The organism is Metabacillus bambusae, from assembly GCF_017497975.1.
GTDB lineage: Bacteria > Bacillota > Bacilli > Bacillales > Bacillaceae > Metabacillus > Metabacillus bambusae.
Window position 1 is genome coordinate 148,196 of the sequence record NZ_JAGDEL010000013.1, and the last position, 12,172, is coordinate 160,367.

The window sequence follows — 12,172 nt, forward strand, 5'->3', positions numbered from 1 at the left end:
TCCTCCTTCCTTAGTGATGTTGATGTGAGTTTGATTCATCCGTTGAATCTGACTCTTCCTGATCGTTTTCTTCTTCACCTTGTACACCTACTTCAATCCCGTATTTTTCGCGAATTTTCATCGCATATTCACCGGAATCGACCCCGTGGTCTACAATATCTAAATGTGTATTTGAAAACGTCATTTCCTCAACTGTTTCAGGCAACATTAATTTTTCATATGTTTCTTCAGTAAGTTCTGGTGCGTTTTCTTGTGTTTCTTTCACCCAATTTTGATACTCGTCTTCTTCTAAAGCAACAAAATTAAACTTCTGGTGAGTCATACCTTCTCCTGTAAAGTTAGAGTTCATGCCATCATATATTCCAGGTTCATCGGCCTGAAGGTATAAATCATTGACCATTCCAGGCATTCCATATTCTTGTCCACCTATTTGTGGAACCCAAAAAGAACTCATCGAATCTGCAGAGGTAATTTTGAAAAGAACAGGATGATCTTCAGGAACATTTACATAATTAATTGTTTCAATATCCTCCTCAGGATAACTAAAAATCCATTTCCAATCTGCAGAAGTTGCATGGATCACGATTGGCTCTTTATGAGCAGTTTCCTTTGGTGGTTGTTCCAATTCATAAAGTGCGTTAACAGTTGGAATTGATAAAGCAATGATGATTACAATTGGAATAAGCGTCCAGATTATTTCCAACTTCGTGCTACCATGAATGTTTGGTTCATGATCCTTTTCATTGAAATTTTTTCGGTCACGAAATTTTACAATAACAAAGGTAAATAAGACGTAAACAACAATCATGATAAATAGCATAAAGTAGATAGAATACATAATAAGATCACGTAGAGTTTCAGCATTAGGGCCTTTCGGATCAAATACAGCAAGTTCACTACAGCCACTTAATACCATTAAAAAAAGCAAACCCATCACTACACTTATCAATGGTTTAAACTTTTTGAACATCTATGTTCACCTTCCTTTCTAAAAAGTAAAAGATTAAGAATGAAGTAGATTCAATTTAAAAAACAAAATGTTTACATCTACACATACTATCAAAATATAAAAAAAACGAAATAGCTGAATCCGCTTTATTGACTAACATTCAAAATTTAGACTAAGTTTTTTCACAGATTGTTAACAATATTGGTAAAGTATTTATGTATTGGTAGTTAAAAAAGCGTTATCCTTTCTAGCAAAAAGCAATGAATAGTAAAGAAAAACCCGTTATCAGTTATTGATAAGTGACTTTTCCCAAGTTTCTATGTCTATTTAAACTGTTTTCCCATCTATTTAGATCATAAACTAAAAAAATGTTAATAAATCGCAATAGCTTTATGACAATAATGTGTACTTTTGTAGATTGTGATACTATTTCGGTACTTTTTCCTCATAATTAATGTGTAATAGTAAAAGAAAGAGGAGAATGGTTGTGAAAAACACTGAAATAACTTTAGAGGAATCATTTTCATTGAAACAGTATTTTTCATGGAAAGTGATCAAGTTAATTATAAAAACAGGAATTATCAAATCAAATCTCATGGGGATGTTTGCAGGCCTCTGTCTAGCTTTATTTATTAGTGACTTAAGTTTTGTTGAACAGCTACCAATCATTGTCATATCCCTAATTGGAACATCCTTTGTCGTTGGTGGCTCAGGTGCGATTAACAACTATTATGATCGAGATATTGATTCTAAAATGCAAAGAACCAAAGTTCGACCTACTGTAGATGGATCGATTAATCCTAGATTTGCGTTATGGTTAGGCATCATTCTTGTTGCTGTTGGATTAGCACTTCTACTATCCGTATCAATATTGGCAGCATTCATGGGCTTTTTAGGTTTTGCCTTTTATGTGTTTGCCTATACAATGTTCACGAAACGCTCTACTATATATAATACTGAGGTAGGAAGCTTATCTGGAGCCATGCCACCAATTATTGGCTGGGCAGTTATTTCTTCAGATATTTTTCACCCTGTTGCGATCGCGCTTTTTGTGTTTATGTTTTTATGGCAGCCTCCGCATTTCTATGCAATTGCGATTAGACGATTGGAGGAATACAAGGCAGCTGGAGTACCAATGCTTCCTGTAGTAAAAGGTATACATCGTACAAAAGTACAATCCCTTCTCTATCTAGTTATCTTGCTGTTTGCATCAATTTTATTTTTACCCTTTAGTAAAATAATTGCATTTAGCATGTTTGGACTAACCTTAGCTTGGATGATAATTGGCATCTGGGGCTTCAAGAAGGTTGACGATATCAAATGGGCGAATTTAATGTTTGCTTTTTCTTTAATTCATCTTACAATTCTTTTCTCACTTATGATTATTGTTTCATTAATATAATTTTTAAAAAGGCTGACGGCGCCAAACTTTGTTGCTATTTACCAAGAAGTGCCGTGTAAGTTGATTTCAGCTCCAGTTGCTCGCTTTCCGCGGGGCGGGCGGTGAGCCTCCGCGGGGTAAACACCTGGGGGGTCTCACCTGTCCCGCTGCTCCCGCAGGAGTCTCGCAATCCGTTCCAATCAACCTAAAATAGTTCTTATTTTTAAAAGCAACAATCTCTTAGAAAAGAGCCTTAAAAAATGACCCTTGGATTATGTCCTAGGGTCATTTTTCAGATATATTTAAAATATAAACAAACAGGCATTGGTCATTCGTTTACTTGTTTCTTATTTTGTTCCACGACATCCTCAAACCATTTTATTTTATCGCGCATTTCAACTACTTGTCCTACTAAAACAATAGCAGGATGAGTAATATTATTTTTCTCTACATCCTCTACAATCGTTTCCAGGTTACCAGTAATGGTTACTTGTGAAGCAGTTGTCCCCCATTGAATAACTGAAACAGGTGTTTTACGGTTTTTACCATGTTCGATTAACTTTTGACAAATATATGGAAGGTTTTTAATTCCCATATAAAATGCAATTGTGTCAATCCCCTGTGCTAAAGCCCCCCAATTAATACTATCTGTTTGCTTGTCTGCTCTGCCATGCCCTGTCACAATCGCAAAAGAAGAAGCATAATCACGATGTGTTACTGGTATGCCAGCGTAAGCAGGAGCTGCAATCCCAGATGTAATCCCTGGAATAACTTCATAAGGAATCCCTTGATTTTTTAAAACCTCAGCTTCCTCAGCTCCACGCCCAAATACAAAAGGATCCCCACCTTTTAAACGAACAACTACTTTATCCTCCAAAGCCTTTTCTACTATTGTCTCATGTATTTGCTCTTGAATAAGCTCATGTTTTCCTGGTAGCTTGCCACAATAAATAAGCTCAGCATCCTTTTTGGCATGTTCTAATAACTCTTTACTAATCAGGCGGTCATATACGATAACATCGGCCTTTTGAATGCACTCTAAACCATAAACTGTAATAAGTTTGGGATCACCAGGACCCGCTCCCACTAAATATACTTTACCTTTACTCATCTTTTAACCTTCTTCCAATACCTTTTGTTTTTCTTTAGTTTTATTATAGTCTTTTTCTTTTAGTAATTGGAGGATTTTCATATTGTTTATAATTGGATGTAAGGAGTGTACTTGAAGAATATTTTGAGATTTGGCTAGTAGATAGTTAAGTAAATACGTTTTATTCCTATCCAGATAGGGCATATTACAACCAAACTGCATTAAGTTTGGAGGACACAAATGAATATACTACCAGATTACATAAAAAGCTCTTGTTTTAGTGAATACGATATATTAAAAAAAGTCGTATTATGCCAACCTGATTTTATGACGATTAGAGAACCTATTAATGAAACGCAAAAACAATACCTGAAAGAAAACATTGATACAGATCTTGCAAAGAAACAACATAAGATATTTGTTGAAACGTTACAAAATAATGGAATTGAAGTCATGTTGCTTCCTCCTGTAGAAAAATTTCCTGAACAGGTATTTACTCGTGATATCGGTTTTACACTCGGCAATCAAGTGTTTGTTGCAGAAATGGCACATGATGTTCGAAAAGGTGAAGAAAGACCATTTATCGATTGGCTAGAAAAAGAGAAAATAACCTATACAAATCTGATTGGAGATAAAATTGAAGGTGGAGATGTTTTAGTAGATCGCAACACGATATATGTTGGTGTTAGTAATCGTACAAATGAAAATGCCATCCAGCATTTACAAAGCTTATTACCGTCTTTTGACGTAATTGCTGTTCCTTTTACTGATACCTATTTACATTTAGATTGTGTTTTTAATATTTTATCTCCAAATGATGCATTAATTTTTCCAGGAGAACTTCATGAGGAAAAAGAAAGACTAATCGCTTCCAGATACAATTTAATTGAAGTTTCTAAAGAAGAACAAGCAACCCTAGGTACAAACGTCCTTTCAATTGGTGAAAAACGGGTGATCAGTTTACCTATTAATAAACAGGTAAATAAAAAACTTAGAGACCGTGGTTACCATGTCATTGAAGTAGATATAACCGAAATCATTAAATCTGGTGGTGCTTTCCGCTGCTGTACACTTCCAATACTTAGAGGACAAGCTAATGAACAAAAGCGCAAGCGCCTTGAACAGCAAGCATAAGACGCTTAAGAATAGAAGGTGTTCTTTACCTTCAATTCTTAAGTGGCTTATGACCTCGAGGTGCTAGGCGCTGGAGCTGGATGCCAAGCGCTTATCCACAGTACAAGAATTTTATAATTTCTAGACAATAAGAAAAGCCAAAAAGCGATTAAAAAATCGTTTTTTGGCTTTTTCACTTACGTTTATTTCCCACCCTATACTGAAAGTGTCTCCACATTTTTTAATATCGTCTGTTTAAACACATCTAATGCTTCATCTGTATCAATTGTATACCCACATTCCAGACCAACATACCCTTCATATCCTGTTTCTTTAATGGCATTTAAAATGTTGATATAGTTTAACTCACCTGTGCCTGGCTGCTTTCTACCTGGATTATCAGCGATATGGTAATGACTAATTCGATCAATATAGTTTGTTGCATTACGAATAACATTTCCTTCGGTAATTTGTTGATGATAAACGTCAAATACTAATTTTACATAAGGACTATTTACTTGATCAATGATAGATACTGCTTCATCTGAATATTGGAGAAAATGTCCATGATGATCAACCAATCCGTTTAATGGTTCAACCTCCAAGATGATTCCAGCTTCCTCACAAAGTGAAGCACATTGCTTTAACGTTTCAACCATTGCTTGTTGCTGAAAATCACGAGACATACCATCGATTACATTTCCGGTTTGGGTAATAATTGATTTTGTGCCTAGAATTTTACATGCCTCAATTGTTTGCTTCAAACCATCAATATATTCTAAGCGTTTCGTCCCATCAACTAGATTAAAAAATTTCGTACACGTTGCAATAATCCCAACACCGATTCGATCCTGTTCCTTAGCTACCTGTTTGATATCTAAGTCCCACCAGCTATAATACTCTAGACCTTGAAAGCCATGCTCTTTTATTTTCTCAAGGTGGTAGACGACATCTTTTCCTTTATAAGCTCCAATGCAAAGTGAGTATTTCATGTGCGGGACAGCTCCTTTAAATGTATTGGTTTTCCAATTTCTGCAGATCTATTTGCTGCTAATGTTACATTATGAGTCTTTAGGGCATCTCGATAGTCAGATAAAATTTTTGAAGAATCTCCAGTTAAAATTGCGTTAACGAAAACTTCATCCTCTATTAAATATGGACTTTTTCTTTCCTTATACTCTGTTATCGATTCAGGTTTAATATCCTTTAAACCAGCACTACTAACTTCGAGTACTCCTTGATCTGTATATAAATCCAGACCCACTTTATGCCCAACCGGTGACATACAAGTGTTAGAGATCGTCGCGATACTGCCATTTTCTAATTTCATTGTGACAGTTCCAACATCGGCAACTGTTGTCCCTTCTACCTTTTCATGCATAACCCGCTGACTGTATGCAGCAAAAACTTCAATAATCTCCCCGCTAAGATACCGTAGTAAATCGACAATATGAGTTGTTTGTTCCACGAACTGACCACCTGATCCAGTTTGAACCCTCCACCATGGAACCATAGGCATACCACCCATCCAATATCCTAACGACATCCCCAGCTTTCGTTCATTTAGTAAATCAAGAGCTCTTCTTGTTGCTTCCTGATATCGCCAATGATACCCAACAGAGGTAATGATCTTTTTTTGTTCTATTTTTTTTAGAATATCAGTTGGTGAATTATCAATTCCAAGTGGTTTTTCAACGAGAAATGGAATCCCTCTATCTATTACTGCGTTCTCCACCTCACCATGTGCCATTGGTGGAACACATATGTATACTGCATCGAGTTTACGATCATCCAACATTTCATTCAAATTATTGTAAGCCTTTGCATTCTTCCATTCTCGAGCTTCCTTTTGGGCTCTTTCTAACTGAATATCAAAAAAAGCAGTTACCTCTGCATCTTGAATTTTCGCTAAATTATTTAAATGTGCCTTTGCTATACCACCAGTTCCAATAAAACCAATATTTAGAGCCAAACGAATCTCCTCCTATTATATAATACAATTGATCAATTTAGTTTCTAAAAAAATTGTTTAGATCACCCCCTTTAGCTAAAAGAAAATAGGAAGCTCCTAATCCTTTATTGCACCGGCTGCAATCCCTGAAATAAACTGACGACTGACAAACATAAATAAAATAATTAATGGAAGAGTGGCTAACAGTGTTCCAGCCATGACCATCCCGTAGTCAGTGTCGTAAATTCCATTTAATTGTGATAATGTCACTTGCAATGTATATTTTGCAGGATCATTTAAAATAACTAACGGCCATAAATAATCGTTCCAAATACTTATAAACGAGAAGATTCCTAAGAAAGCAAGTGCAGGTCTTAAAATCGGTAGGCCAATGTTCCAATAAAGTCTAAAATGATTGCACCCATCTAATCTGCCTGCATCCAGTAGACTATCATGTATCGCCTCTTCAGAATATTGCTTAATCCAAAAGATCCCAAAGGCATTTGCCAGACCAGGGATAATAAGTGCTTGAAAGGTATCAACCCAGCCAATCTTTGAAATCATAATGTATGAAGGAACAAACGAAAGCTGAGACGGAATCATCATTGTTATTAAAAGTGAAGTAAACAGAAGCTTTTTTCCTGGAAACTGAAATTTTGCAAATGTAAATCCTGCAAGTGAACAAAAGAATAAAATAGCAACGGCTGAAGTTGTTGAAACAAAGACTGTGTTTAAAAAAGCTTGGAAAAAGTCTACATTTTGTACTACATTATTTATATTTGTAAAAAGTTCTGAGCCAAAAATTAATTTAGGTGGAAATCTTAAAATATCACTTGTTTTATTAGTCGACATTACGGCCAACCAGTAAAACGGAAAGATCGAAATAAAAACTCCTATTAATAATAGAAAATGTAAAACGAACTTTTTAAATCCTGCATAATTTCCATCCATTCTTAATCCCTCCTAATCTTTACTTCGCTCCAGTTTTTTGCACGATTTTCCAATTCAGTAATGAGAACAGAGCAATAATGACAAATAGTGCCCATGATACGACAGATGCATAGCCATATTGACTTTCACCAAATGCCTGCTTATACATATATAATGTAATCGTCAAACCGGACCCACCTACACCTCCAGAGTTACCAAGTAAAACTTGAGGCTCAGTAAATAACTGCATGGATCCAATCGTTGTCATTAATACTGTAAAGAGAATAATAGGTCTTAAGAGTGGAATTGTAATGTGGAAAAACATCTGAACGAGGTTTGCCCCATCCATTTTCGCTGCCTCATATAACGTATTTGGAATACCTTGTAATCCAGCTAAATAAATGATTGCATTATACCCAGTCCATCGCCAGACGACCATCGATGCAATCACAACCTTAATCAAAAACTCTGATTTTAGCCATTCCACAGGGTCAAGACCAATTGTCGTTAATACATAGTTTAGAAGTCCATAGCTATCTCCAAAGATTGACTTAAAAATAATCGTAACGGCTACAATTGATGTGACATTCGTGACAAAAAATGCTGTACGATAAAACCCTTTGAATTTTAAAAATGGAGTATTAAGTAGGAAGGCAATAACTAATGCACCGAATAACATTGGAATCGCCGAAAGAAACCAAATGGCAAAGGTATTTCCTACTGATTGCCAAAAAACAGTATCCGTTAGTAAATATGTAAACTGCTTAAGTCCAACAAACTCCATTGCACCGAGCCCACCCCATTTGTGAAAGGACAAATACAATGAAAAGACAATCGGAAACAAACCAAAGATTAAAAATAATAGATAGAATGGCGAAATAAAAAGATAAAGAGTTCGATTTTTATAGATTTCGTGTAATAAGCTTCCTCTACTAGCTGGTGTTATTTGTTGAACACTTGTTACCTTTTTTGTATTTGCTACATTATTCATGCAATCCCTCCTCAATCTACAAACTGGAAAGGAAAAGTACTAGGTTATTAGCCAAGTAGTTCGGAGCACCTAGTACTTTCCTATTTTTTGTTTTAGTTAGCGTGAAAGTTCTTTTTCAACTTGTTCTAGAACCTCATCCCAAGCCTTATCTGGATCAAGGTCTTGGTTAGCTACATTAGTTAATTGATCAAGAAACATTGTATTAACTGTACTGTAACTAGCACCAAAATAACGTGGCTTTACATTTTCGGCAGATTGACTAAAGATTTCTGTTGTATTTTGATTTCCAAAGAAAGCTTCTTCACTACTCATTTTTGGATCATTGTAAACACCAGGAGTCGATGGGAATAAATCCATTGTCGTATACGCCTGTAATTGATTTTCAGGGCTCATCAACCACTTAATTACTTCATATGCTTCTTCAGGATGCTTAGACGATTTGGTAATCCCGATAAATGATCCTCCATTATTTCCATCTCCACCTGGCGCTCGTGCAACACGCCATTTACCTGCCGTATCAGGTGCAGCATCCTCTAAAATCTTCTTCGTCCATACAGCACCGATAAATGAAGCAATTTCTCCATTATTCATTCCTGCATTCCATTCTGTACCGTCTACTAAATTTGCACTTAGGCCCTTTTCATGGACAGCTACTGCCAAATCCCAGGCTTTTTTGACATTACCGCCATCACCTATAAAATTATCTTCTTCATCAAAGTAAACACTGTCACTTTGACTTATATATTGAGTAAAGACCCGATTAATGCTATCAAACATCTTTACTCCTGTTGCAGCTTCTACTTTTTCACCAGCCTCTATATAATCTTCCCAAGTAGAAAGCTCGGCAGAAACTTCAGCTGGATCTGTAGGCAATCCTGCTTTCTTGAAAATATCTTCTCTATAAAATAATGCCGTTGGACCAGTATCTATTGGCAAGGCGATTAATGTTTTATTGTCTGGGGTCAATGTATAATTCCATTTCCACTCTAAATATTGGTCCTTTAATTCATCTGCACCATAGTCTAGCAAATTGACAAATTGGTCAGTATATGGAAGGAATTCATTAGCCCAATCGTTCATGGCAACAATATCTGGTGCTCCTGATCCTGCTGCTAATGTTGTCTGTAGCTTTGTTTTATATTCTGCCCCATCAATTTTTTGAGGTTTAAGGTTTACGTTTGGAAATTGCTCCTTTACTTTTGCCAATAAATCATCATCAAGTGAACGATTCCAATACCAGAGGGTAAGCGTTACCTTTCCATCACTATCCTCTTCAGCTGTGTTAGATTGTGAGGAACTACACCCAACCATTGCAAAAACAAGTAATAACACTAAAAGAAAGCTTAATTTTTTTCTCATCAGTTAAAAAACACCCCTTTTAAATGTAATCAACACCTGCTAATTGGACATCTAGCTTTCCTACTCACCCCCTTGATAGAAAAAGTAATAGAGTTATATGTATCCGCTTTCATAAAAACTATCACTAATCTTACGTCAAGAGTAACCTACATCAATACATAATTTGTAAGATTATTAGTTTTATAATAGTATTTATGTTGTCTACACATCAAGGGCATAATTGAACATAAGATTGGACAATTTGAACATGAAAGGAAGATGTCTCATGAAAGAATTACCAATCCGTTTTATTACCTCACCGTTTAATCAGGAGCTAATCCCCTTACAAATGTACACTGTAGGCTCCAATCATCAGACAGCGATCCACAGACCTAAGGGCTTTTCTGCCACTCAAGTATTCATAACTCTTAGTGGTAGTGGAAGAATTCGTGTTAACGGAGAACGTGACCTTGTGGTAAAGGAGCAACAGGCATTCATCATCTATGAAGGGGTCCCACACGAGTATTTTCCAATAACAGATGATCCATGGCTGGTCGGTTTTATATCGCTTCGAGGTGCTTCTGTAGCAACTATGCTTGCTAATATGGAATTTCATAATGGTGAGCTATTACATATTCATAATTTTGAGAAACTGTGGAATTTGGCTGAACAAATCTGGCAAATAGCTGAAAACAATGGAACCGAGGAATTATGGCAAATTTCTGTGTTACTCTATACCTTTCTATTAGAATTAAGAAAGCAGACAACAAATTTTTCCTATCAACCTCAAAAAGTAAATAACTCTAATTCTTGTGAAGCCATTTTAGAACATGTTACTACCATTCTAAAGGAGCATTATACACAACCTATTCTATTATCTGAGGTATCAAAGTCTTCAGGTTACTCTCATCAACATTTGAATCGATTATTTCGTCAATGCTATGGTGTCACCCTAAACCAATACTTACAAAATCTTAGGATTTTACATGCAGTTGACCTAATTGAACGTAATAAGCATATTACACTCTGTGAGATTGCTGAAGAGCTCGGCATCGACACTAGATATTTTACGAGATTGTTTAAAAAGAATATGGGGATGTCGCCAGGGGAATATAAGCGGATCGCTCATTATCATTAAAGCTATATCATGACTTGAAGTGATTCATATCGAAAGGAAACTTTGTTAATATTTTCATAGATAGTGCAAAAGTTTTCTACTTGCGTTATCTTTAATATATTGCTTACATTAATTACTTCTACAACTTCATCCAAAGAAAATCTATTAATAACTGTAAAAAGAGAGGTGCGTTTCATTGGACATAAAAGAAGCATACAAAGTATTAGACGTTTCAGAAAATGCTACAGATAATGAAATTGAAAAACAATACATGATTTGGGTTAGACGAAATCATGCCTATCAGAATCAACCAGATACAGAGAAACCGTTTGATATTGAAGCTATTACGACAGCCTATAATATAATTAAACACCATAATGAATACGGTTCCAATCCGTCCCAAGAAATGAATTCTTTTCGAGATAAAATTCAACATTTCTTCCATTATTACAAACTTCATATGGTAGGTTTTTTGATCCTTGTTGCTATTTTGGGTTCTTTAATCCAAAATGGCATTAATAATTATCAGGAGAAAAAAGAATTGGCAAGTCTTCCTCCAGAGGCCCTAAGTATTATGGTCTTTGGAGATTATTTTGATCCTAACAGTCAGTCAACTCCTCTATCAGATAATGTATTAGCAAAGTTTACTACCTGGGAGCGAGTAACTGTTAACATGAATTACGCACCTACTGAAATTAATGATTCCATTGATGCTAATCTTCAACAAAAAAGTGTTGTAACACTTGTTAGTGATAAATCAGATCTTTATCTTATGGATGCTAAAAACTTTGAACAACTTAAGAATAATGGAATGTTTCAACCTTTAGAGGAAATTGAGCCGACCCTTAAGGATAGTAAAGAAAGTGAACATATTATTTACTCTGCTACAACTGAAGATAAGACTGAGCATATATATGGGATTGTATTAAAGGATACATCTATCTTTAATGGGATGCCAGTAAATGATGCAAAAAAAATAGCGGCCATTCGAAAAGATGCCAAAAATAAAACGAATGCAATGAAATTGATTTTGGAGTTAGCAAACTGATTTTTGTCTACTATTAAAAAAGACGGTTCATTCAAGATACACAAAAATCCCTCTTGAAATATAGAGGGATTTATTATTGAATTTTACCTATCTTGAGGAGTTTCTACGCTAACCTCAAGAAAAAGAAAGGGCCCCATAATAATATGGTACCTATAGATAGGACACTTATAAAAGAGTGTTTCATCTATAGGTATTTTTTTATATACTTTAATTTCAAGATAATGGGGATTAGGGGACAACATGAGTAAAATAACATTTTCAACT

At 35.5% G+C, this 12,172-nt stretch carries 12 protein-coding genes; 4 read left to right on the top strand and 8 right to left on the bottom strand.

Annotated features, from left to right (window positions below):
- Nucleotides 1-10 precede the first annotated feature (10 nt).
- Nucleotides 11-970: a cytochrome aa3 quinol oxidase subunit II gene (gene qoxA, locus I7822_RS17220; protein ID WP_207980345.1), complete on the bottom strand. Its 960-nt coding sequence runs from the start codon at nt 968-970 to the stop codon at nt 11-13.
- Nucleotides 971-1,436: 466 nt separating this feature from the next.
- On the opposite strand from qoxA, the gene cyoE reads away from it, so the two are divergent.
- Nucleotides 1,437-2,351 carry a heme o synthase gene (cyoE, locus tag I7822_RS17225; protein WP_207980346.1) on the top strand — a complete coding sequence of 305 codons (915 nt, stop codon included), beginning with the start codon at nt 1,437-1,439 and terminating at the stop codon, nt 2,349-2,351.
- A gap of 307 nt (nt 2,352-2,658) precedes the next feature.
- On the opposite strand, the gene cobA is transcribed toward cyoE, so the two are convergent.
- Nucleotides 2,659-3,441, bottom strand: a complete 783-nt coding sequence (gene cobA, locus I7822_RS17230; protein WP_207980347.1) for a uroporphyrinogen-III C-methyltransferase — start codon at nt 3,439-3,441, stop codon at nt 2,659-2,661.
- 219 nt (nt 3,442-3,660) lie between these two features.
- Here cobA and I7822_RS17235 point away from each other — a divergent pair, with 219 nt between their 5' ends.
- Nucleotides 3,661-4,554: a dimethylarginine dimethylaminohydrolase family protein gene (locus I7822_RS17235; RefSeq protein WP_207980348.1), complete on the top strand. Its 894-nt coding sequence runs from the start codon at nt 3,661-3,663 to the stop codon at nt 4,552-4,554.
- Between the two features lie 194 nt (nt 4,555-4,748).
- Here the strand turns inward: I7822_RS17235 and I7822_RS17240 are convergent, their stop codons facing one another.
- The 5 genes from I7822_RS17240 to I7822_RS17260 form a co-directional block, all read right to left on the bottom strand.
- Nucleotides 4,749-5,525, bottom strand: coding sequence for a TIM barrel protein (locus I7822_RS17240; protein WP_207980349.1), 777 nt, complete (start codon nt 5,523-5,525; stop codon nt 4,749-4,751).
- Nucleotides 5,522-6,505, bottom strand: coding sequence for a Gfo/Idh/MocA family protein (locus I7822_RS17245; RefSeq protein WP_207980350.1), 984 nt, complete (start codon nt 6,503-6,505; stop codon nt 5,522-5,524). Before I7822_RS17245 ends, I7822_RS17240 begins: the two co-directional genes overlap by 4 nt.
- Before the next feature lie 96 nt (nt 6,506-6,601).
- Entirely contained in the window at nt 6,602-7,435 is an 834-nt protein-coding gene (locus tag I7822_RS17250) for a carbohydrate ABC transporter permease (RefSeq protein ID WP_207980351.1), read from the bottom strand.
- Between the two features lie 19 nt (nt 7,436-7,454).
- Complete coding sequence (locus I7822_RS17255) at nt 7,455-8,405, bottom strand: carbohydrate ABC transporter permease (protein ID WP_207980352.1); 951 nt, start codon at nt 8,403-8,405, stop codon at nt 7,455-7,457.
- A 96-nt stretch (nt 8,406-8,501) separates the two neighbouring features.
- Complete coding sequence (locus tag I7822_RS17260; protein WP_207980353.1) at nt 8,502-9,764, bottom strand: ABC transporter substrate-binding protein; 1,263 nt, start codon at nt 9,762-9,764, stop codon at nt 8,502-8,504.
- A 265-nt stretch (nt 9,765-10,029) separates the two neighbouring features.
- Between I7822_RS17260 and I7822_RS17265 the strand changes: the two genes are divergently transcribed.
- Together I7822_RS17265 and I7822_RS17270 are read left to right on the top strand one after the other, a co-directional pair.
- On the top strand, nt 10,030-10,881 hold the full coding sequence (locus tag I7822_RS17265; RefSeq protein WP_207980354.1) for an AraC family transcriptional regulator: 852 nt from the start codon (nt 10,030-10,032) through the stop codon (nt 10,879-10,881).
- Nucleotides 10,882-11,056: 175 nt separating this feature from the next.
- Nucleotides 11,057-11,908, top strand: a complete 852-nt coding sequence (locus tag I7822_RS17270) for a J domain-containing protein (protein WP_207980355.1) — start codon at nt 11,057-11,059, stop codon at nt 11,906-11,908.
- Between the two features lie 83 nt (nt 11,909-11,991).
- Here the strand turns inward: I7822_RS17270 and I7822_RS17275 are convergent.
- Nucleotides 11,992-12,172 (bottom strand): hypothetical protein (locus tag I7822_RS17275; RefSeq protein WP_207980356.1); only part of this gene is annotated, 181 nt, incomplete at its 5' end.

What these genes read in the sequence shown, in the direction of transcription:
- I7822_RS17260 (WP_207980353.1), bottom strand. Translation starts at nt 9,764, where the DNA reads ATGAGAAAAAAATTAAGCTTTCTTTTAGTGTTATTACTTGTTTTTGCA.
- cobA (WP_207980347.1), bottom strand. Translation starts at nt 3,441, where the DNA reads ATGAGTAAAGGTAAAGTATATTTAGTGGGAGCGGGTCCTGGTGATCCC.
- I7822_RS17235 (WP_207980348.1), top strand. Translation starts at nt 3,661, where the DNA reads ATGAATATACTACCAGATTACATAAAAAGCTCTTGTTTTAGTGAATAC.
- qoxA (WP_207980345.1), bottom strand. Translation starts at nt 970, where the DNA reads ATGTTCAAAAAGTTTAAACCATTGATAAGTGTAGTGATGGGTTTGCTT.
- I7822_RS17265 (WP_207980354.1), top strand. Translation starts at nt 10,030, where the DNA reads ATGAAAGAATTACCAATCCGTTTTATTACCTCACCGTTTAATCAGGAG.
- I7822_RS17250 (WP_207980351.1), bottom strand. Translation starts at nt 7,435, where the DNA reads ATGGATGGAAATTATGCAGGATTTAAAAAGTTCGTTTTACATTTTCTA.
- I7822_RS17240 (WP_207980349.1), bottom strand. Translation starts at nt 5,525, where the DNA reads ATGAAATACTCACTTTGCATTGGAGCTTATAAAGGAAAAGATGTCGTC.
- I7822_RS17255 (WP_207980352.1), bottom strand. Translation starts at nt 8,405, where the DNA reads ATGAATAATGTAGCAAATACAAAAAAGGTAACAAGTGTTCAACAAATA.